This window comes from Paraburkholderia sp. A1RI_3L (genome assembly GCF_048957895.1).
GTDB classification, from domain to species: domain Bacteria; phylum Pseudomonadota; class Gammaproteobacteria; order Burkholderiales; family Burkholderiaceae; genus Paraburkholderia; species Paraburkholderia kururiensis.
Genome location: NZ_JARCHA010000009.1, coordinates 139,507 through 159,529 on the forward strand (window position 1 = coordinate 139,507; position 20,023 = coordinate 159,529).

Annotated in this window: 18 protein-coding genes; 13 read left to right on the forward strand and 5 right to left on the reverse strand. The window is 64.4% G+C overall.

Annotated features, from left to right (window positions below):
• Positions 1–165 precede the first annotated feature (165 nt).
• Positions 166–4,086, forward strand: coding sequence for an enterotoxin A family protein (locus PXJ20_RS22935; protein ID WP_421031645.1), 3,921 nt, complete (start codon positions 166–168; stop codon positions 4,084–4,086).
• A gap of 100 nt (positions 4,087–4,186) precedes the next feature.
• On the opposite strand, the gene PXJ20_RS22940 is transcribed toward PXJ20_RS22935, so the two are convergent.
• The gene (locus PXJ20_RS22940) at positions 4,187–5,665 is read right to left on the reverse strand and encodes a DHA2 family efflux MFS transporter permease subunit (protein WP_421031646.1); all 1,479 of its coding nucleotides are present in this window, start codon (positions 5,663–5,665) and stop codon (positions 4,187–4,189) included.
• Between the two features lie 15 nt (positions 5,666–5,680).
• The gene (locus tag PXJ20_RS22945) at positions 5,681–6,112 is read right to left on the reverse strand and encodes a VOC family protein (protein WP_017774007.1); all 432 of its coding nucleotides are present in this window, start codon (positions 6,110–6,112) and stop codon (positions 5,681–5,683) included.
• A gap of 279 nt (positions 6,113–6,391) precedes the next feature.
• Here PXJ20_RS22945 and PXJ20_RS22950 point away from each other — a divergent pair, with 279 nt between their 5' ends.
• The 9 genes from PXJ20_RS22950 (at position 6,392) to PXJ20_RS22990 (ending at position 13,550) form a co-directional block, all read left to right on the forward strand.
• Positions 6,392–6,646, forward strand: a complete 255-nt coding sequence (locus PXJ20_RS22950) for a hypothetical protein (protein WP_017774005.1) — start codon at positions 6,392–6,394, stop codon at positions 6,644–6,646.
• 244 nt (positions 6,647–6,890) lie between these two features.
• Positions 6,891–7,442, forward strand: a complete 552-nt coding sequence (locus PXJ20_RS22955; RefSeq protein ID WP_421031647.1) for an SUF system Fe-S cluster assembly regulator — start codon at positions 6,891–6,893, stop codon at positions 7,440–7,442.
• Between the two features lie 28 nt (positions 7,443–7,470).
• On the forward strand, positions 7,471–8,928 hold the full coding sequence (gene sufB / locus PXJ20_RS22960; RefSeq protein WP_421031648.1) for a Fe-S cluster assembly protein SufB: 1,458 nt from the start codon (positions 7,471–7,473) through the stop codon (positions 8,926–8,928).
• Positions 8,929–8,945: 17 nt separating this feature from the next.
• A complete protein-coding gene (sufC, locus tag PXJ20_RS22965) occupies positions 8,946–9,770 on the forward strand; it encodes a Fe-S cluster assembly ATPase SufC (RefSeq protein WP_421031649.1) in 825 nt (274 codons plus the stop codon).
• A gap of 34 nt (positions 9,771–9,804) precedes the next feature.
• Positions 9,805–11,130 (forward strand): Fe-S cluster assembly protein SufD, encoded by a 1,326-nt coding sequence (gene sufD / locus PXJ20_RS22970; protein ID WP_421031650.1) that lies wholly within the window; start codon positions 9,805–9,807, stop codon positions 11,128–11,130.
• Positions 11,127–12,380 carry a SufS family cysteine desulfurase gene (locus PXJ20_RS22975; RefSeq protein WP_421031651.1) on the forward strand — a complete coding sequence of 418 codons (1,254 nt, stop codon included), beginning with the start codon at positions 11,127–11,129 and terminating at the stop codon, positions 12,378–12,380. The genes sufD and PXJ20_RS22975 overlap by 4 nt, the downstream gene beginning before the upstream one ends.
• Positions 12,377–12,832 carry a Fe-S cluster assembly sulfur transfer protein SufU gene (gene sufU, locus PXJ20_RS22980; protein ID WP_126875426.1) on the forward strand — a complete coding sequence of 152 codons (456 nt, stop codon included), beginning with the start codon at positions 12,377–12,379 and terminating at the stop codon, positions 12,830–12,832. The genes PXJ20_RS22975 and sufU overlap by 4 nt, the downstream gene beginning before the upstream one ends.
• Positions 12,833–12,859: 27 nt before the next feature.
• Positions 12,860–13,216, forward strand: coding sequence for an SUF system Fe-S cluster assembly protein (locus PXJ20_RS22985; protein WP_421031652.1), 357 nt, complete (start codon positions 12,860–12,862; stop codon positions 13,214–13,216).
• A gap of 1 nt (position 13,217) precedes the next feature.
• Complete coding sequence (locus PXJ20_RS22990; RefSeq protein ID WP_421031653.1) at positions 13,218–13,550, forward strand: Rieske (2Fe-2S) protein; 333 nt, start codon at positions 13,218–13,220, stop codon at positions 13,548–13,550.
• A 24-nt stretch (positions 13,551–13,574) separates the two neighbouring features.
• Here the strand turns inward: PXJ20_RS22990 and PXJ20_RS22995 are convergent, their stop codons facing one another.
• The 3 genes from PXJ20_RS22995 to PXJ20_RS23005 all read right to left on the reverse strand — a co-directional run bounded on the left by PXJ20_RS22995 (position 13,575) and on the right by PXJ20_RS23005 (position 16,776).
• Positions 13,575–14,420 carry a carbohydrate ABC transporter permease gene (locus PXJ20_RS22995; RefSeq protein WP_421031654.1) on the reverse strand — a complete coding sequence of 282 codons (846 nt, stop codon included), beginning with the start codon at positions 14,418–14,420 and terminating at the stop codon, positions 13,575–13,577.
• On the reverse strand, positions 14,417–15,316 hold the full coding sequence (locus tag PXJ20_RS23000; RefSeq protein ID WP_421032624.1) for a carbohydrate ABC transporter permease: 900 nt from the start codon (positions 15,314–15,316) through the stop codon (positions 14,417–14,419). Before PXJ20_RS23000 ends, PXJ20_RS22995 begins: the two co-directional genes overlap by 4 nt.
• A 227-nt stretch (positions 15,317–15,543) precedes the next feature.
• Complete coding sequence (locus PXJ20_RS23005) at positions 15,544–16,776, reverse strand: ABC transporter substrate-binding protein (RefSeq protein WP_017773994.1); 1,233 nt, start codon at positions 16,774–16,776, stop codon at positions 15,544–15,546.
• A gap of 250 nt (positions 16,777–17,026) precedes the next feature.
• On the opposite strand from PXJ20_RS23005, the gene PXJ20_RS23010 reads away from it, so the two are divergent.
• The 3 genes from PXJ20_RS23010 (at position 17,027) to PXJ20_RS23020 (ending at position 19,897) form a co-directional block, all read left to right on the forward strand.
• On the forward strand, positions 17,027–17,800 hold the full coding sequence (locus PXJ20_RS23010; protein WP_413215654.1) for an SDR family oxidoreductase: 774 nt from the start codon (positions 17,027–17,029) through the stop codon (positions 17,798–17,800).
• A 106-nt stretch (positions 17,801–17,906) separates the two neighbouring features.
• Complete coding sequence (locus PXJ20_RS23015) at positions 17,907–18,998, forward strand: ABC transporter ATP-binding protein (RefSeq protein ID WP_421031655.1); 1,092 nt, start codon at positions 17,907–17,909, stop codon at positions 18,996–18,998.
• A gap of 20 nt (positions 18,999–19,018) precedes the next feature.
• Complete coding sequence (locus tag PXJ20_RS23020) at positions 19,019–19,897, forward strand: MurR/RpiR family transcriptional regulator (protein WP_017773991.1); 879 nt, start codon at positions 19,019–19,021, stop codon at positions 19,895–19,897.
• Positions 19,898–20,023: the final 126 nt, after the last annotated feature.

The window sequence follows — 20,023 nt, forward strand, 5'->3', positions numbered from 1 at the left end:
GAGCGAGCGCGGGCCAGATTCCCTGCCAGCTTCGCGTGACGCGACGCAAGTTCCGGCCCCGCAATAGTTTGTCTTTTCCGTTGCGCTGTACTGCAAGGTCAGGCGCCGTTTCGGGCGCCCGCTGGTCCGGCCCGCGCCGGACCTCGCCTTGCAGGAGAGCGAGCAATGTCGACGCCCATCACCGGTTCCACGGGTCCTCACAACCCGACTGTCACCGATGACGCAAACGCTGGCCACACGACGGGCAACGCGCCCGTGAATGGCCGGAACGCGAACGCCCAACCCACTCCCCAACCCACGCCGGCCACGCAGCCCACCACGGCGGCCAATCACTCGACGCTCGGCGCGCTGGCAAACGGCGCAAAGCGAGTGGGCGGCAAAGCGGTGGATGCCACGCGCAATGGCCTTGCCAAGACCGACCCCGTGCTCGCGCCCACGGCCGCCGCCGGCTACGAGCTATGGGCGGCGAGCAACGCGATCGGCGCGGGCTCGGGGCTTGCCAGCACGTTCAGCGGCGCGAATCACGCCACCTCGGCGGCATCCGCGGCGGCGAACGGTATCGGCATGCTGCCTTCGGCGCTCGACGTCGCGGCCACCGCGGTGGGCTTCGGCAACAAGGCGTTCAAGCTCGCAGACGCCAGCAAGAAGGCGAAGTCCGAAACGCCCGGCAGCGTGGAGGGACGCGACGCGTCCACGGCGCTCAACCAGGCGCGCGGCAATCTGGCGCGCGCCACGCCCGGCGCGATTCGCGACGTCGGCTTGGGGTCCGCGGGGCTGGCGGGGCGCATCTATACGGCGGCGCACCCGGGCCACTCGATGTACGGCGACAAGGCGGCCTCCGTAACGGCGGACGGCGCGCTCGCCATTCCGTCGGGCGCCATGTATCTCGCAACGGGCGCGCTGCAAAGCGCGAAGGTGGACCGCGGCGTGGACCGCACGCAGGCACTGCGCTCGTCGGTGCTCAATCCGCCCAGTGCGCGCACGGACTCGCAAAGCGAAGCCATGCGCGGGCTGGACGACGCCTTTGCGTCAGGGCATCTCAGTCCCAACGTCTATTCGATTCTGCGCACGCGCAGCGATGCCGAGGTGCAACGCTTCGTCGATAACTTCGCGGCGCTGGGCGCGATCGGCCAGCAGCGCCTCGCGAAAGTGCTGCACTTTCCCGGCGAGCAGATCGCGATGAAAGTGCTCAACATGGGGCGCACCACGAACCTGAACACGGCCAGCATGCGCCGCGCCGCGCGCGAAGAAGTGATCGACGCGTTCATCTCAAAAGAAGTGCGGCCGGGCCGCACGGCCGCGCTTTTCGATGAACTCAAGACCGTGCGCAACGAGGCGTTGGGCGCGAAGACATCGCCCGACGTGGCCGCGCTTCAGCGAACCATGCAAGACGCCGGCATCGATGCGAGCCAGTTCAGCCCGAATACGCTGAAGGCGATCGCGGCATCGGGGCAGCAGGCCGCGTTCGTTGCGCGCTATAAGGCGCTGTCGCCAGAGGAGAAAACGCGCCTGCAATCCACGCTGCATTTCGGCTCGTGGCGCTTCTGGAAGAGCGACGCCACGCTGCCCACCACGAAGCATCAGCGCTCCGACATTCGCGCCGCGCTCATCAAGCAGTTCGCGGGTGGCGCGAGTCTGGACCGCCTGGATGCGATGAAGGTGCGCTACAACCAGAAGGTGCTGCCGTTGCAGACAGGCCGCACGCACCTTCAACCGGCGCCCGTCGATACGATGCGTGCGCACATTCTTGCGCATCAGGACAACACGCTCAGCACGCTCAAGGAAGAAAAGCGCCACGCGAAGATTCAGGTGGGCTACGGCGTGGTCAATGCGGCTGCGGGCGTGGCCGAACTCGTGAACCCTGGCGCTGCCGCGGGCATCAGCGCGACGCGCGCGGTGCTGAGCCCGTTCTATCTCGCCTATGCGGGGCGACGTGGCGTGGTGGGCGAAATCAACTCGCAGAACGCGAAACCCGTGAACGCCGCGATGCGCGAAGAGGCTTTGCTGCGCGCGTTGCCGCAGGTGCATGAACGCATCGTGGCGGGCGGGGCGCAGACGAGCCGCTTGCGTCATCCGCAGCAGTTCCTGCGCGACGAACTCAAGCTCAGCGACGGCGATATCCGCAAAGTGCAGACGCTGGAGCGCGACGGCAAGGGCACCGAGGCGCGCGCGTTTCTCGCGGAAAAGAACCCGGAGGCAAACGTGCTGATCGCGCTGCGCGTGCTGTCCGAAGAAAGCGCGGGGCTGGGTACGGATGGGCACCAGCAGAACGCGCTGCACTTCATTGCCAACGAAGCTGCGGCGAGCGGCAACGGTACGCTTGCCGCAATCAATCACATGTCCGAGCCGGACGCCACATTCGAGGCGCTGAAGAAGCACCTTGTCGACGACGTTTCGTACAACCCGGCTGCGGGCATCGATACGCTCGCGCACCAGCTTTCGTCAGGCACCGCGATGGTGGACGTGGGTCTCGAGAACAAGGCACGCTACGAAGGCCAGCCTGCGCAAGACATCGCGCGCGATCTGCAACAGCGTTTCGCACGCGACAATCCGTCGTTTGCCACGCGGCTTTTCACTGCCGACCTGTTCGGCGGCGGCGACCGTGCCATCGCCGCGCGCAACATGCTGCGCGATTTTCGCTTCAGCGAAACGGAAATCTCGCAACTGCAAGGCATGGGCAAGAAAGATGCGGCGACGTGGCTGGAGGGTCACCTCTTCGGCGAGAACCTGCGGCGCCGCTTTTCCACACAGATGCTCGACCAGGGCGGGCGCGACGCGGCATCGCAGGCGGTGGACCACATGCCGCAACACGAAGCCGACGCGCGCGAGCCGCTCACGTGGCGGCACAACCTGGAGGGCGCGGGCATCAACGTGATCGACAACGCCGGCACGCCGGGTCTCGATTCCATGCTGCACGCGCTGTATCAGCACATGTCGGGCAAGACCGATTCGTCGTCCAGCGCGATGCAGCGCAAGGTGATGGACGCACGGCGCCGCGTGATCGCGGAGGTCACGCAGGCGCAGCCGGGCGCGCACGTGGACGTGACGCAGCATCGCGACGCGATTGTGCGCATTGCGGGGCAGGTGTTCGGCAAGCCGGGCGCGACGGTGAAGATCGTGAATGCGTCGGGACAGGGGCAGGCCGAACGCGTGGGCGCGGGCCGCGACAATCCTCGCGCGCCGGTGGCGGCCGTGCTCTGCTACGACGGGCAAACGGGCCGCACGTTCGCGCTGCACGGCGGCGACGCGGAGCGGCTCAGAACCCGCGTATCGCCGAAGGCGCCTGAGGTGCCGATGCCCGCGCTGGAGGAAGAGGGCGCTTTCACGCGGAGTGTTTTCGCGGACCTGGGTATGTCGCCGGCGGCGAGTACCGCCCGCAGTTCCATGTTGAGCCGCTCGACTTCCGCTTCGTCGTCGTCCTCATCCTCGTCCTCGTCCTCTTCGGCGAGCACCGTATCGAGCACCCGGACGCAGCCGCCTGCCGACACCACGATCCACACGCGCGACGACCTGCATCGGTTCGTCACAGGCGGCCGGCCAGTGGGGACGGTTGTGGAGACCGGCCACTCCGATCTGCTCGCCGATCAGAACCGGCTCTTCGAGTTTCAAGGCCTGGTTTTCCGCGGCGATTCGCGCACGCCGCAGCAGATCAGAACCGACGGCGGGTTTCGCAGCCGCAACGACCTGAACGTGCCCGCCAATCGCCTCGAAGCGCAGGGTCTTGCTGCGGGCAAGGGCGCTACGGGGCAGTCGGGCGTGTCCACTGCGAAGCAGATCGAACATGCGCTGCCCTACTGCAACAGCGGCCAGCGCGACGGGTACGTCTATATCGTCGACACGCGCCGGCTTCCGTCCACCGAACATGCCTACGACATGGCCGGCATCACCATGGAAAACGGCTACAAGAACACCGACGAAACGGGCGGCGAGGTCAACGTGACCCACATTCCGAATTCGGCAATCGTGGGCTGGGTCTCGGTGGAAGACGCCGACGATGTGATCGATCACCCGCAGGGGATCGGCTCCATCGCGAACATCCGCGACAGGATTCATCTGAATCCGGACTACACGAACGCGCAGCCTTGAGGCAGGACGGCAAGCGCAAGCGACGACGCAGTTGAGGCCGGCGCTTGCGCGTTGATGTGACAGGTTGCGGGTTCTACGCGAGCCTCACCGATGCAGCCCGTCACGCGTTCGGTGCTTCACTTCCCGCTTCGGAATGCTGATGCGACGCTTGCGCGTCGTCGTGCGCGGGCGGCTGCATGGTGCGCTTGAGCAGCGTGGCGCCGATCAGCGCTGCTGCCGCGGCCAGCACGCCGCCGAACATGAACGCAATGTGATAGCCGCCGTTCAGCGCTGTCGTAGTGTCGGCGCCCGCTTGCGCAAGCGACGACGTGCGCGCGGCCGCCAGGCTCGCGAGTATCGCGAGTCCCAATGCGCCGCCCATCATGAACGCGGTATTCACCATGCCGGACGCAAGGCCCGATTCGGTGGGCTTCACTTCGCTCATCGCGGCGAGCAGCACGGGGTTGAACGCGATGCCCGCGCCGAAGCCGAGCAGCATCATGCCGGGCAGCACGTCCATGACGAAGTGGCCGTCTGCAGGCGCGCGGGCGAACAGCAGCAAACCCGCGGCGGCCAGTAGCAACCCTGCCGCGAGCGGGGCGCGAATGCCGAAGCGCATCACGATGCGCGCGGAAAGTCCCAGCGAAAAGCCGCCCATGATGAGATTGGCCGGCAGGAACGCAAGGCCCACGCCGAGCGGGCGGTAGTTGAGCACGCGTTGCAGATACAGCGCCGAAATGAAGAACCACGCGAACATGGCCGCGGCCCACATCACGCCCACCACATTGGCCACCGCGATGCTGCGCAGCCGGAACAGGCCGAGCGGCATGAGCGGATGCTGCACGCGCGACTCGATGACGAGAAACGCCGCAAGCAGCACCACGGCGGCGCCGAGCAGGCCGAGCGTCTGCGTCGAAGTCCAGCCCGCTTCGTTGCCGTTGACGATGGCGTAGACGGCAAGCATCAACGCAGCCGTCACCGTCACCGCGCCACTCACGTCCAGGCGCTCGCCATGCGCGTGCCCGCGACCTGCGGGAATCAACGTGAGACACAGCGCATAGACGGCGATACCGATGGGCAGATTCACGAGAAAGATCCAGTGCCAACTGAGTACGTTCGTGAGCAGACCACCGAGCAGCACACCGATGCTGCCGCCGCCCGCGCACACGAAGCCATACACGCCCATCGCTTTCGCGCGCTCGCCTGGTTCGGTGAAGAGATTCATGATGAGCGAGAGCGACACGGCGGAGACCACGGCGCCGCCCAGCCCCTGCACGGCGCGCGCGCAGACGAGCATCGTTTGAGAGTTGGCAATGCCGCACGCGAGCGACGCGAGCGTGAACAACGTGATACCGCCGAGAAAGAGCCGGCGGTGTCCGTAGAGGTCGCCCAGCCTGCCGCCTAGCAGCAGGAACCCGCCGAACGTGAGCATGTAGGCGTTCACCACCCACACGAGCGAGGTCTCGGTGAAGCCCAGGTCCGCAGCGATGGAAGGCAGCGCCACGTTCACGATGGTGCTGTCCAGCACGATCATCAGCACGCCGAGGCAGAGTACGAGCAGTGCGAGCCACCGCTTGCGGTCTTCGATGTTATGCGTCATTCGTTGCGCTCCTGGCTAGCCTTGTACGACGTCGCCCGCGATCATCCACGGCGCGCCGAATCGATCCACCACCATGCCGAACACTTCGGCCCAGAACGTCTTTTGCAGCGGCATGATCACGTTGCCGTTTTCGGCGAGCGCCGCGAACACGTGCTGGGCTTGCGCGACGGTGGCGTACGTGAGCGAGAGATGAAAACCCTTCATGCCGTCGTAGGGATAACCGACAGGGCAGTCCGACGCCATGAGAACGGCGCCGCCGTGCAGCACGAGGCGTGCATGCATGATGCGCTCGCTCGTGCCGGGTGCGAAGTTCTCGCAGTCGGCGGTATCGGGCGCGTCGGCGTAGGTCATCATCGCCTCGAGTTCGCCGCCCAGCGTGTGCTGGTAGAAGCGCAGCGCCTGCGCACAGTTGCCGTCGAACAGCAAATAGGGATTGAGCGCTTGCATGAGGTCTCCTCCGTGGCTCCATGGCTTCGGCCGGTGGGACGTCGAGTCTAGCATTGCACGTCTTGACCGCCGTGTTGCCGCTTCGCGCCGCGGGGCGCGCAATCGCGCGACGTGAAGAGCCGCCCTTCGCGCGACAAGTCGACGCACCGACGAACGCACAAATCAGCCACGAAGGCGCACGCAATTGACTGCACGGTCCGTGCCGTCCATCATGACCGCACACTTCCACCACACGCTTGCGCAACACCGCGAGCGCCGGGCGTACAAGAGGGACACATCATGGCCGAAATCCTGCTCAGTAACGTCGAAGACAGCGTGCCGGACGAGGAAATCTCCGAATTCCTGCAACGCTACGGCTTTCCCCCTTTCACTGCGATAGAACGTCTCAGCGGCTCGGGCAACATGCCGTCTGCGCTCATCACGTTCGGCGATCTGTCGCACGAGGCGCTGCGCCTGCTCCAGGAACGCGTCCAGAACATCTACTGGAAGAACCACACCATTAACGTGCAGATTCTGACTGACAGGCCGGACTAAGCCTTCGCACGTTTTCACGACTCGCGCCCACCCGTGGCAAGACCCATGCATGTAACAGGGTTTTGCATACGGGTCTAGAATGAATTCCCTTGTCGCGGCGCATGTCGCTATGCGCCCGCACGCATCAATTCCACCATGACGTAGGGGCTATTCCGCTTTACCGCGCGGATCAATAACCCTTTAAACAGGACTGGTTTAGTCCGAATTCTTACGTGTTTGTGCACGTGTTTGCGGAGGCATTTCAATGCTGCGAATGAGCAAGCTGGCGGACTACGCCACCGTCATGATGACCGTGATGGCACGCGACCCGGACACGATACAGAGCGCCGCCAGTCTCGCTGCCGCGAGCGGCATTCCGGCGCCCACCGTATCGAAGGTCATGAAGATTCTGGCGCGCGGTGGCATGGCGGTTTCGCTGCGCGGCGTGAGCGGTGGCTATTTGCTGCCGCACGCGGCACAGCGCATCACGCTTGCGGACATCATCACTGCCGTGGATGGCCCGTTCGGCATGACGGAATGCAGCGCCATGCCGGGGCAGTGCGAGCAGGAGGCCATGTGCGGGGCGCGTGCGAACTGGCAACGCATCAATCGCGTGATATTCGAGGCGCTGCGGCAGGTGTCGCTTGCCGATATGGCCGGCCCCGCGTTGCGTGCCGTGGATATCAGCGCGATTCGCGCGCGCAGCGTGCCGAAGTCGCCGTCCGTCGCGCCAGTCGCGCCAGTCGTGACTTCGCGCACGGCCCGTATCGCGGCAGGAGCGCCGCGCAAGGCAGCGGCCCGGACACAGCAGAAATAGCGCAGCAAGAACCGAGCGGAGAACAGGCATGAGTACTGTCACCACCAGAATCGACGATCTGATCCGGCGCGAATACGAGCACGGCTTCGTCACCGACGTGCAGTCCGACACGCTGCCGCGCGGTCTTTCCGAAGACGTAATTCGCCTGATTTCGGCCCGCAAGAACGAGCCCGCGTTCATGCTCGAATGGCGCCTTGCGGCCTATCGGCACTGGCTCACCATGACCGAGCCGCACTGGGCGACGGTGCAGCACGCACCCATCGACTATCAGGACATCGCGTATTACTCGGCGCCTGTGGGCGGAGCGGCATCGAAAGACCGGCCCAGGAGCCTCGACGAGGTGGACCCGGAATTGCTGCGCACGTACGAGAAGCTGGGCGTGCCGCTCGCAGAGCGCGAAATTCTCGCGGGCGTGGCCGTGGATGCCGTGTTCGACAGCGTTTCCGTTGCCACCACGTTTCGCAAGAAGCTCGGTGAACTGGGCATCGTGTTCTGTTCGTTTTCAGAGGCCGTGCAGGAACATCCGGATCTGGTGCGCAAGTACCTGGGAACCGTGGTGCCGCACACGGACAACTTCTTCGCCGCCTTGAATTCGGCGGTGTTCAGCGACGGCTCGTTCTGCTACATCCCGCCCGGCGTGCGTTGCCCGATGGAGCTCTCCACGTACTTCCGCATCAACGCGCGCAATACGGGGCAATTCGAGCGCACGCTGATCATTGCGGACAAGGGTTCGTATGTGAGCTACCTGGAAGGCTGCACGGCGCCCATGCGCGACGAGAACCAGCTGCATGCCGCGGTGGTGGAACTGGTGGCGCTGGAAGGCGCGCAGATTCGCTATTCGACGGTGCAGAACTGGTACCCGGGCGACGAGAACGGACGCGGCGGCATCTACAACTTCGTGACGAAGCGCGGCGACTGTCGCGAGGCCAACGCGAAGATTTCATGGACACAGGTGGAAACGGGTTCGGCCATTACGTGGAAGTACCCGAGCGTGATCCTGCGTGGGGACAACTCGGTGGGCGAGTTCTATTCAGTGGCGCTGACCAACCATTATCAGCAGGCCGACACGGGCACGAAGATGATTCACCTGGGCCGCAACACGCGCAGCACGATCGTCTCGAAAGGCATCTCGGCGGGGCGCGGCAAGAACGCGTATCGCGGGCTTGTGAAGGTGGGCCGTGCGGCGGAGAACGCGCGCAACTACACGCAGTGCGACTCGCTGCTGCTGGGCGATCGCTGTGCCGCGCACACGTTTCCCTACATCGAGGTGAAGAACCCCACGGCGAAGGTGGAGCACGAGGCATCGACGTCGCGCATCGGCGAAGACCAGCTCTTCTACTGCCGGCAGCGGGGTTTGTCGGCTGAAGACGCCGTGTCGATGATCGTCAACGGCTTTTGCAAGGAAGTGTTCAAGGAACTACCGATGGAATTCGCCGTGGAAGCGCAGAAGCTGCTCGGCGTGAGCCTGGAAGGCAGCGTCGGTTAAATGGGATGGAAGACATCATGCTCGACATCAGCAATCTCAGCGTTGAAGTGGAAGGCAAGCCGATTCTGCGTGGTCTCGATCTGCAGGTGAAGGCAGGCGAAGTGCACGCCATCATGGGCCCGAACGGTTCGGGCAAGAGCACGCTTGCTCATGTGCTGGCGGGGCGGGAGCAGTACGTGGTGACGGGCGGCGAGGTGCAATACGCCGGCCACGATCTGCTTGCGCTTGCGCCCGAAGAGCGCGCACGCGAAGGGCTCTTTCTCGCGTTTCAGTATCCCGTGGAAATTCCGGGTGTGAGCAACGTGTATCTGCTCAAGGCCGCGTTGAACGCGCAGCGCCGGCATCGCGGCGAGCCCGAACTCGACGCGATGGAATTCCTTCAGATCGTCAAGGCGAAGATGGCACTGATGCAGATGGACGAAAGCCTGCTGTATCGCGCCGTCAACGAGGGTTTTTCGGGCGGCGAGAAGAAGCGCAACGAAATGCTCCAGATGGCGGTGCTGGAGCCCAGGCTCGCGATTCTGGACGAGACCGATTCGGGCCTCGACATCGACGCGCTCCAGCTCGTGGCACGCGGCGTCAACGCGCTGCGTAGTCCGGATCGTGCCATGGTGCTCGTGACGCACTATCAGCGGCTGCTCGACTACGTCGTGCCCGACTACGTGCATGTGCTTTCTCGCGGCCGCATCGTGAAGTCGGGCACGCGCGAGCTTGCACTGGAACTGGAGCGCAAGGGCTATGGCTGGCTCGCGGACGAAGCGGACCAACCCGACCAACCCGACCAACCCGACCAGCCCGACCAGCAGCCGCAACCGGCGCTGGAGCAACGCGCTACACGCTGAGCACGGTAAAGATATCGAAACAGGAGTCACAGTCATGAGCGCATCCACGCTCGACCCTTTCCACGCCGCGTTCAAGACGCTGGCGCGCACGCTGCCTGGCGCGGAACTCGGCTGGCTGCGCAGTGCGCGGCGCCATGCGTTGGACCAGTTCGAGGCGCTAGGCTTTCCCACTACGCAACTCGAAGACTGGAAGTACACGAACGTCGCCACTGTCGCGCAGCGGCCGTGGCACTTCACGTCGCCGCGTGGAGACGACGTGGACGTGGCGAGCATCGTGAATGACCTCGTGCTCGACCAAGCCGCAGGACGACTCGTGTTCGTGAACGGACGGCACATTCCCCGCTATTCGCGTCTACCCGATCTGCCCGAGGGAACGTTCGTCGGCAGCCTCACGCGCGCGATGCGCGAGATTCCTCAGCGGCTTGAAGCGGTCATTGCGCAGCACGCGCCGCATGACGCATTCGCGGCGCTCAACACAGCGTTCATGAGCGACGGTTATGTGGTCGTGCTACCGCGCGGAGCGCATATCGAAGCGCCGCTGCAGATGCTGTTCATCACCGACGAAGCCGGGCTTGCCATGCATGCGTTCAATGCCGTGCTCGCCGATGCCGGCGCGCGCTGCTCGATTGTCGAACAGTTCGTCGGCGTGGCGGATGACGCCTATCTCGCCAACATCGTGACGAAGATCGTCGCGGCGGCCGAGGCGGACATTCAACATTGCCGGCTGCAGCAGGAGGCACGCACCGCGTTTCACTTCTCACGCGTCGACGTGGCGCAGCAGCAGGCGAGCCGCTTTACGTCGCACTCGTTTGCGTTTGGCGGCGCGCTTTCGCGCACGCAGATCGACACGCGCCTTTCGGCCGTGGACGCGCATGCGGAATTGAATGGGCTCTACTTCGTGGGCGCGCGGCAGCATGTGGATCATCACACGCGTATCGATCACGAGAAGCCGCACGGCACGAGTCGCGAGTACTACCGCGGCGTGCTGGATGGCGCCTCGCACGGCGTGTTCAACGGACGCGTGATCGTACATCCCGACGCGCAGCAGACAGACACGCATCAGGCGAATCACAATCTGCTGCTCTCACGCGATGCGCAGATCGACACCAAGCCGCAACTGGAAATTCACGCCGATGACGTGAAGTGCACGCACGGTGCGACCGTGGGTCAACTCGACGAGAACCCGCTCTTCTATCTGCGTGCACGCGGCATCGACGAACGTATGGCGCGCGCATTGCTGATCTGGGCCTTTGCGCGCGACAGCGTAGACCGCGTCGGCATGGAGAGCGTGCGGGCCAGGCTCACGCGGCTGCTGCTCGCGCGCATGCCGGAAGGTGAGCGTATTCGGGAGATGGTATGAAGCCGATGGAACGCATGCAGGGTGTGGATGAAGAGACCGTGGCGCAGTGGCGGCGCGACTTTCCGATTCTGGACGAACGCGTGTACGACACGCCGCTCGTGTACCTCGACAACGGCGCGACAACGCAGAAGCCGCGCACGGTGATCGAAGCCGAGCGCGCCTACTACGAGCACGACAACGCGAACGTGCATCGTGGCGTGCATCTTCTATCGCAGCGCGCGACAGATGCCTACGAGGGCGCGCGTGCACGCATCGCGCGCTTCCTCAACGCCGCGCGCAAGGAGGAAGTCGTCTACGTGCGCGGCACGACGGAGGCGATCAATCTCGTCGCGCAGAGCTTCGTGCGTCCGCTCGCGAAGCCAGGCGACGAAATTCTCATCACCGCCATGGAGCATCACTCGAACATCGTGCCCTGGCAGATGGTCTGCGAGCAGACGGGCGCGGTCTTGAAGGTGGTGCCGATCGACGAAAGCGGCACGCTCGACGTAGACGCATTCGAAAGCATGCTGGGCGAGCACACGCGCATGGCTGCTGTTACGCACGTGTCCAACGCGCTTGGCACCATCAACCCGATACGGCGGCTCGTGGCCGCGGCGCATGCGCGCGGCGTGCCGGTGCTCGTTGACGGCGCGCAGGCCATTGCACATGTGCCGGTGGACGTGCAGGCGATCGGCTGCGATTTCTACGCGTTCTCCGGCCACAAGATCTACGGGCCGACCGGCATCGGCGTGCTCTACGCGAAGGCGGAACGGCTGGAGGCGATGCCGCCGTGGCAGGGCGGCGGCGACATGATTCGCAGCGTGACCTTCGAGAAGACGCAGTACAACGCCATTCCGTGGAAGTTCGAAGCGGGCACGCCCAACATTGCGGGCGCGGTCGGACTTGCGGCGGCACTCGATTACGTGAGCCGTATCGGCATCGAAGCGATCGGCGCACACGAAGCCGATTTGCTCGATTACGCGACCGGGGCCATACAGGGCATTCCACAGGTCAGGCTGATCGGTACGGCGCCCGACAAAGCCGGCATTCTCTCGTTCGTGTTTGGAGATGTGCATGCGCACGACGTCGGCACTATCGTGGATCGCCGCGGCGTAGCTGTGCGCGCGGGGCACCACTGCGCGATGCCCGTGATGCAGCGCTACGGCGTGCCGGCCACCGTGCGGGCGTCGTTCGCGCTCTACAACTCGCGGGCCGACGTGGATGCGCTCGTGCGGGCACTGACCCATGTGAGGGAGGTATTCGGAGCATGAGCGATTTGCGCGACCTCTATCAGGAAGTGATCTTCGACCACTATCGGCACCCGCGTAACTGCCATCCGTTGCCGGATGCAACGCATAAGGCCGAGGGCTACAACCCGCTCTGCGGCGACCGCATCACGCTGTACCTGAAGGTGGAAGACGGTGTGGTCAAAGAGGCCGCCTTCGACGGCGCGGGCTGCGCGATTTCCACGGCGTCGGCCTCGATGATGACGGAGGCCCTCAAGGGCCGCCCGCAGACCGAAGTCGAGACGCTGTTTGGCCGCTTTCACGAGATGGTCACGGCGCCCCCAGGCGAGCCGGTGCACGACGAGGCTGCGCTAGGCAAGCTGGCGGCGTTGGGTGGCGTGCGCGAGTTTCCCGCACGCGTGAAGTGCGCGACGCTCGCCTGGCATACGTTGCACGCGGCACTGCATGGCGAGCGCGACGCCGTCTCTACCGAATAAGACGAGGAATGAAGCGAGGAAAGCACTATGAATGCATTCGACGAAACGCGGCAAGAGGAGCTGCCGCAGGCCGGCAATAGCGAACTGCGCAGCCGTGTGATCGAAGCCTTGCGCGGCGTGTTCGACCCCGAGATACCGGTCAACATCTACGATCTTGGGCTCGTGTACGGCCTCGAGGTAGACGACACCGCAGGCAGGGTCGCGATCGATATGACGCTGACGGCGCCGGGCTGCCCCGTTGCGCAGACGTTTCCCGCCACCGTTGAAGACGCCGTGTTTTCCGTGGCTGGCGTGAACGACGTTCACGTCGAACTGGTGTGGGAACCGCCGTGGTCGCTCGAACGCATGTCCGAAGCGGCGCGCCTTCAGTTAGGGATGCTTTGAGATGTCACGCTGGGTTGAGGTGGTCGCAATAGACGACTTTCCGCCGGGCGCCGTGCGCAGCGTCGACGTGGACGGTGTTCAGGTGGCAGTGTTCAATCTGGACGGCACCTGCTATGCGATCGAAGACATCTGCCCGCACGACGGCGGCGTGTTGACAGGCGGCGCAGTGGAAGGCGACGAGGTGATCTGCCCGCGACACGGCGCGCGCTTTTGCATCAGAACCGGCAAGGTGCTGGCGCCGCCTGCTTATGAAGATGTGGCCGTGTTTCCGGTGCAGATCGAAGCGGGCATCGTCCAGGTACGCGATGCGCGGTGGGACGAATCGGGCTTCTGAATTCTCGGCCCGTCATTCGCGCGCTTATTTCACCGCGCCCAGCGCCAGCCCCTTCACCAGATACCGCTGCAACCACGCGAACACCACGGAGACCGGCAACGTGGCACACAGCGTAGCGGCCATCACCAGATGCCACTCTACGGTGTATTTGCCGGCCACCATGTCCGTGACCTGCACCGTGAGCGTTTTGTTTTCGGGCGAGCGGATCAACGTGTAGACCACGGCGAACTCGTTCCACGCATTGATGAACGTGAAGATCGCCGTCACCACGACAGCCGGCACCGCAAGCGGCAGAAACACGCGCAACACGGCCTGCGTGCGGCTGCATCCTTCCAGCCAGGCCGATTCCTCCAGATCGCGCGGCACCGTCTGAAAATACGACGAGAGCATCCACACCGCGAACGCGATGTTGAACGCCGCGTAAGAAACGATCACGCCGATCTTCGAATCCACGAGGTTGCCGTCGCCATACGGAATCATCGCGGCAAGACGGAACAGGCCCACCACGAGCAGGATGGGCGAGAGCATTTGCGTAACCAGCAGGAACTGGCGATACGCGCCGCGTCCGCGAAACGGGAAGCGCGCCATTGCGTAGGCAGCCGGCAGACTCACGGCGAGCGCGAGCAGCGTGGAAAGCGAACTGATAATGAGGCTGTTGCGCAGCGCTACGCCGAAGTTCGCGGCGTCCCACATATCCACGAAGTTTTGCCAGTGCCAATGCACAGGTAGCCAGCGCGCCGGGTAGACGAACACTTCGGAGGCGGGCTTGAGTGCGGTGAAGAACATCACGGCGAACGGAAACAGCACGATCGCGATGAGCGGCGCAAGCGCGAGCCAGCACCAGAGCGTGCGTCTGGCCTTGGCGCTCATGCCAGTTCTCCCTGTGCGTTACCGCCTTTCGCCTGGAGCCGCAGGTAGGCCATCGAAAAGACGAACAGCATGGCCAGCATGATGAGCGACACCGCTGCCGCTTCGCCCGGCCGCCCAAGGCGAAAGCCCAGTTCGTACAGATACGTCACGAGAATGTGCGTGCCATTGTCGGGGCCGCCTTGCGTCATCACCCAGATGATCGGAAACGAATTGAACACGTAGATCACGTTGAGCAGGATCGCCATGTTGATGAACGGCTTGAGCAGCGGCAGCGTGAGCTTGCGGAACTGCTGCCATGCGTTCGCTCCATCGATGCGGGCGGCTTCGTAGATATCGGCGGGCACGGAAGACAGGCCGCCCAGCAGGATCGTGACCGTGAACGGAATGGAGACCAGAATGCCCACCGCGATTTCCACTGCAAACGCGAGTTCCGGCGTAGCGAGCCAATGAATGGGGCCGGCGATCAGCCCCAGTCGTTGCAGCGTGACGTTGACCATGCCGTAGTCGTCGTTGAACGACCAGCGCCACACTACGGCGGTCATGGTGAGCGAAACGGACCACGGCAGCATGATGATGGTGCGTGCCACGCCGCGCCCATAGAAGTCCTGATTCAGAATCAGCGCGACAGGTACCGAGATCAGCACCGTGCCGCCCACCACGCAGCCCGTCCATATCAGCGTTCGGCGCAGCGAATCGGTGAACACGGGGTCGGCGAATACGTTGTAGAAGTTCTGCAAGCCGCTGAAGCCGCGAATCGCCCCGAAACGCGAGACTTCATGCAGCGACTGGAACACGATGTTGTAGATCGGATAACTGATGATGAAGAGCACGAGCAGCAGACTCGGCACGATCAGCAGCCACGGCGCGGGTGGCTGCGTGGAAGCGGAACGGCGCAGGCGTGTGCGGCCGGACTGCGACGCGCCAGGTGCGGTGTCCGGGGTTCGGCCGGAAGTCGTGTTGAAGGTCACGTTGCGGTCCTGCGGGTTCCTGCTGACGTTCGGGGTGCGTCGTGCGTTGCGTCGGTCTTCGGGCGGTTGACCGCGATGAGTTCGTAGACTCGTCGTGGCAAACCGCCCGGCATTTGCGGCCCGTGCTGCTAGTGCCGCTGGTGCCCTTAGTGCTGTTAATGCCCCAGCGCCTTGTTGGCGTCGGCCGCAGCGGCATTGAGCGCATCGGCGGGCTTCGCCTTGCCCAGATAGATGGCCTGCATCGCGTTGGTGACCGCCTTGGCCGTATCTTCCCAGCCCGTTACCGTGGGCGCGAAGCGTGCGTTCGGCAGCAGCGCGATGAACGCCTTCGTGTCCGGATCGTTGAAGGCCGGGTCGGTTGCTTCAGCCTTTGTGGTGGGCAGGAAGCCTTCGGTGCTCGTGAACTCGACGCGCGGTTCCTTCGTGAACAGATAGTCGAGGAACTTCCACGCGGTCTTCTTCGCCTTCGAGTTCTTGAACATCACGATCGAATCCGTCACCGCATACGTGGCGCTGTTGGTGCCCACCGGTACCGGCGCAATGCCGTACTTGATGTTCGGCGCTTCCTTCTTCAACTGCTTCGCGAGGAACGGCGCGGAGATCACCATCGCCACGCGGCCCTGCTTGAAGAGGTTCTGCACGTCTTCGCGGCTGTAGCCCGTCACGCCCGGTTCGGTGAGGCCGTCGTCGATCATCGACTTGTAGAGCGTGGCCGCCTTCACACCGGCAGGCGAAGCGAACGCGGCCTTGCCGTCTTTGCCGATCACGTCGCCGCCGTTGGTCCACAGCGCGTAGTACCAGTACACGTCCGTTTCGATTTCCTTGCCTTGCAGGCCGAAGCCGGCCACGCCCATCGCCTTCAGCTTCTTCGACGCGGCGATCACGTCGTTCCACGTCTTCGGTCCGTTCGGGTAGCCCACCTTCGCGAGCAGGTCCTTGTTGTAGTAGAGCCCGCGCGCCGAGGCCGCGATGGGCAGGCCATAGGTCTTGCCGTTGATGACGCCGGGCGCGAGGAACGGGCCGATGAAGCGCGACTTGAAGTTCGCGTCCATGTAGCCGTCCAGCGGTTCGGCCACGTCGTCTTTCACGAAGTCGAGCAGCCAGCGCGTGCCGACGATGGCGAGGTCCGCGTTGGCGCCGCCCGAAATGTCGGTCTGCAGCTTCTGTTGCAGCGTGTCCCAGTTCACGTCTTCAATCTTGATGGTGGTGCCCGGGTTCGCCTTCTCGAACTGGCGGGCCATCTTCTCGAAGTACGGTGCCGTGGCGTCGCTGTAGTGCGCGACGGTGACGCGAACCGTATCGGCCTGCGCCGCATGGGCGATACCTGCGAACGCGAGCGCCACGGCGAGCCTGCCGAGCGCGGTGGATACACGTGCCTGTAACGACATTTCTCTCTCTCCTGGGTGGGTCCGCTGCCGTAGCGCCGGCGGCTTGGGCTGAATTGTTTGAAAAAATCCTACATGACGAAAAAAAGCTTGTCACGTAGGATTGTCGATATTCGTGGTGGGCAAATTTTGTGACTAACATACTGTAAAAAAGGGGTTTTTGTGCGATGCGGCGCCTGTGGGCAAGTCGCCTGCGAGTGGTCGGTATCCGGCTCGATGCGCACTATGTAGGAAATTTACACAAGGATCAGCGATGAATCGCGTGGTGCTGGTGACGGGAGCATGCGGCGGAATCGGCAGCGTGCTCACACGGCGTTTTGTGGAAGCGGGCGATACCGTGCTCGCGCTCGATATGAACGAGACGGCGCTCGCGGCCCTCGCGGACACGCTCGATGCGACGCAGGTCACGCCCGTGGTCGCGGACCTGGCCGACGCCACCGCCGTGCGCGAAGCCGTGGCGCAGGCGGTTGCGCAGCGCGGTCCAGTGGATGTGGTCGTGGCGAACGCGGGCGCGGCACTGGCCGGCACGCTTGCCCAGACCGATGCCGCGAGCTGGCAGCACGACGTGCATCTGAACCTGAACGGCACGTATCACACGGTCGAAGCGGTACGCGAATCGATGATCGAGCGTAAAAGCGGCGTGCTCGTGCTGATCGGCTCGGTCAACGGGATGACGGCGCTGGGGCACCCCGCGTATAGCGCAGCGAAGGCGGGGCTCATCAGCTACACGAAGGCGCTGGCTATCGAGCTGGGGCGGTATGGCATTCGCGCCAACATCGTTTGCCCGGGCACCGTGAAGACGCAAGCGTGGCAGGCGCGGGTAGATAAGGACCCCAAGGTATTCGAGACACTGAAGAAGTGGTACCCGCTCGGCGACTTCGCGACGCCCGACGATATCGCGGACGCCGTGCTGTTTCTCGCTTCGCCCATGGCGCGCGTGATTACGGGTGTGGCGCTGCCCGTGGACGGCGGCCTGATGGCGGGCAACCGGCTGATGGCCGCGGAATTGACGCTGGAATCGCTGTAATTCATCGCAGCAAAGCGTTGTGGTAACGCAGTGCGCGCTCGAGAAGTCCCCGCGCATCGCAGCATCGAATGCATCGAATGCAACGCATCACTCGAGAGGTCCTGGAATGGCAGCAGTGCAATTGAGCGGCATCTACAAGCGGTATGGCGAGACGCAAGTGGTGCACGGCGTCGATCTCGACATCGACGACGGCGAGTTCGTCGTGCTGGTTGGCCCGTCGGGCTGCGGCAAGAGCACGTTGATGCGCATGATTGCGGGGCTCGAAGAAATCACGGGCGGCGAACTCACGATTGGCGGGTCGCGCGCCAATACGCTCGCGCCGCAGCAGCGCAACGTGTCGATGGTGTTCCAGAGCTACGCGCTCTATCCGCATCTTTCGGTGTACGACAACATCGCGTTCGGTCCGCGCATTCGCAAAGAGCCCACGGAGCGCTTCAAGCCGCGCATCGAAGCCGCCGCGAAGATGCTGAACCTCACGGGCTATCTGGACCGCCTGCCGCGTGCGCTTTCCGGCGGCCAGCGTCAGCGTGTGGCGATGGGCCGCGCCGTGGTGCGTGAGCCGGCGCTGTTCCTGTTCGACGAACCGCTCTCGAATCTGGACGCGAAGCTGCGCGTGCAGATGCGAACCGAAATCAAGGCGCTGCACCAGCGGCTCAAGAACACCGTGATCTACGTGACGCACGACCAGATCGAGGCCATGACCATGGCCGACCGCATCGTCGTGATGAACGCGGGCCGCATCGAGCAGATCGGCCGGCCGCTGGAGTTGTACGACCGTCCCGCGAATCTCTTCGTGGCGAGCTTTCTCGGTTCGCCGGCCATGAACTTCGCAACAGGGGAAGTGGTGGCGGGCGACGCAGGCCTCGCGCTGCTGGTCGAAGACGGGCGCCGCATTGCGCTGCCGGCAGGGGCGGCCGTGGCAACCCCCGCGGGCGCGCGCGTCACGCTCGGCATTCGTCCCGAGCACATCGAACTCGCCGGTGAAGACGCAAACCGTGCCGGCGACGTGGCGATGGAGATCGAAGTGATCGAGCCTACCGGTGCCGAAACGCATCTGTACGGGAAAATAGGGGGGAGCACGTGGTGCGTCACCACGCGCCAGCGGCCCACGATAGGCCCCGGCGCGCGCGTGACGTTGAGATTGCCCGCGGCGCATCTGCATCTGTTCGATACGCAGAGCGGTACGCGTTGCACGTAAACGAGAGGAAGCGCAAGAGCTTGGCTGCACCGAACCTGATTCCCCATATCCGCAACGCCCTGACCGGTTTGCGGCCCGCCGAGCGCAAGGTTGCCGAGATGGTGCTCGGCGACGTCGATTTCGCCATGCGCGCGAGCATTACCGAACTCGCGCAACGCGCCGAGGTGTCGGAGCCTTCCGTGACGCGCTTTTGCCGCGCCGTGGGCGCGCATGGACTGCGCGACTTCAAGATGCAACTGGCGCAAAGCGTGGCAGGCGGTTTGCCCTATGCCTCCACAGCGGTGGCGCATGGCGACGACGTGCGCACGCTGCTCGACAAAGTGGGCGAGGCCGCCGTGCAGGGCATCACGCATGCCCGTGACGCGCTGGACCCGGCCGCCTTCGAGGCCGCCATTTCCGCGCTCGCGCAGGCGCGGCGCGTCTACGTTTTCGGCGTAGGCTCGGGTTCGGGCCTCGTCGCGCAGGACGCGGCATTGCGTTTGCTGCGCCTCGATATTGCGGCCACGGCGTTTACGGACGGCCATTTGCAGCGCCTTTACGCCGGCCTGATGGAACCCGGCGACGTCGCGTTCGCCATCTCGCATTCGGGGCGCAGCGTGGAAGTGAACGAGAGCATCCAGATCGCGAAGGAGCGTGGCGCGACCACGGTGGGGCTGACGAACGTGGGCTCGCGGCTGGCGTGGCTCGTCGATATTCCGTTGCTGCTGCGCATACCGGCGCCCATCGATCCGAATACGCCCGGCGTGTCGCGGCTCGTGCATCTTTCCATCGTGGATGCGCTTTCGATCGGCGTGGCCTTGCAACTGGGCCCGAAGACGCTCGAGAAGATGCGCCACGCGAAAGCGCGTCTAACGCACGATGCCGAACCGGTGGCCGGCAGCGCAGACGAAATGCAGTGAGTTTGCGCCTGCGCGTAAAACAGCACGCCGCGGCTTGCGTCGCGCGCGGCGCGCGGTTAGCGTGACGGCGCTTTCAGCGCTGGACGAACGCTGCACGCGTCTGCGTTCACGAACCAGGCCAGCGCG

Coding starts and splice junctions, on each gene's coding strand:
- sufB (WP_421031648.1), top strand. CDS start 7,471: ATGAGTACTGTCACCACCAGAATCGACGATCTGATCCGGCGCGAATAC.
- PXJ20_RS23005 (WP_017773994.1), bottom strand. CDS start 16,776: ATGTCGTTACAGGCACGTGTATCCACCGCGCTCGGCAGGCTCGCCGTG.
- PXJ20_RS22990 (WP_421031653.1), top strand. CDS start 13,218: ATGTCACGCTGGGTTGAGGTGGTCGCAATAGACGACTTTCCGCCGGGC.
- sufU (WP_126875426.1), top strand. CDS start 12,377: ATGAGCGATTTGCGCGACCTCTATCAGGAAGTGATCTTCGACCACTAT.
- PXJ20_RS22935 (WP_421031645.1), top strand. CDS start 166: ATGTCGACGCCCATCACCGGTTCCACGGGTCCTCACAACCCGACTGTC.
- PXJ20_RS23015 (WP_421031655.1), top strand. CDS start 17,907: ATGGCAGCAGTGCAATTGAGCGGCATCTACAAGCGGTATGGCGAGACG.
- PXJ20_RS22945 (WP_017774007.1), bottom strand. CDS start 6,112: ATGCAAGCGCTCAATCCCTATTTGCTGTTCGACGGCAACTGTGCGCAG.
- PXJ20_RS22940 (WP_421031646.1), bottom strand. CDS start 5,665: ATGACGCATAACATCGAAGACCGCAAGCGGTGGCTCGCACTGCTCGTA.
- PXJ20_RS22950 (WP_017774005.1), top strand. CDS start 6,392: ATGGCCGAAATCCTGCTCAGTAACGTCGAAGACAGCGTGCCGGACGAG.
- PXJ20_RS22975 (WP_421031651.1), top strand. CDS start 11,127: ATGAAGCCGATGGAACGCATGCAGGGTGTGGATGAAGAGACCGTGGCG.
- PXJ20_RS23010 (WP_413215654.1), top strand. CDS start 17,027: ATGAATCGCGTGGTGCTGGTGACGGGAGCATGCGGCGGAATCGGCAGC.
- sufC (WP_421031649.1), top strand. CDS start 8,946: ATGCTCGACATCAGCAATCTCAGCGTTGAAGTGGAAGGCAAGCCGATT.
- sufD (WP_421031650.1), top strand. CDS start 9,805: ATGAGCGCATCCACGCTCGACCCTTTCCACGCCGCGTTCAAGACGCTG.
- PXJ20_RS22955 (WP_421031647.1), top strand. CDS start 6,891: ATGCTGCGAATGAGCAAGCTGGCGGACTACGCCACCGTCATGATGACC.
- PXJ20_RS22985 (WP_421031652.1), top strand. CDS start 12,860: ATGAATGCATTCGACGAAACGCGGCAAGAGGAGCTGCCGCAGGCCGGC.
- PXJ20_RS22995 (WP_421031654.1), bottom strand. CDS start 14,420: ATGAGCGCCAAGGCCAGACGCACGCTCTGGTGCTGGCTCGCGCTTGCG.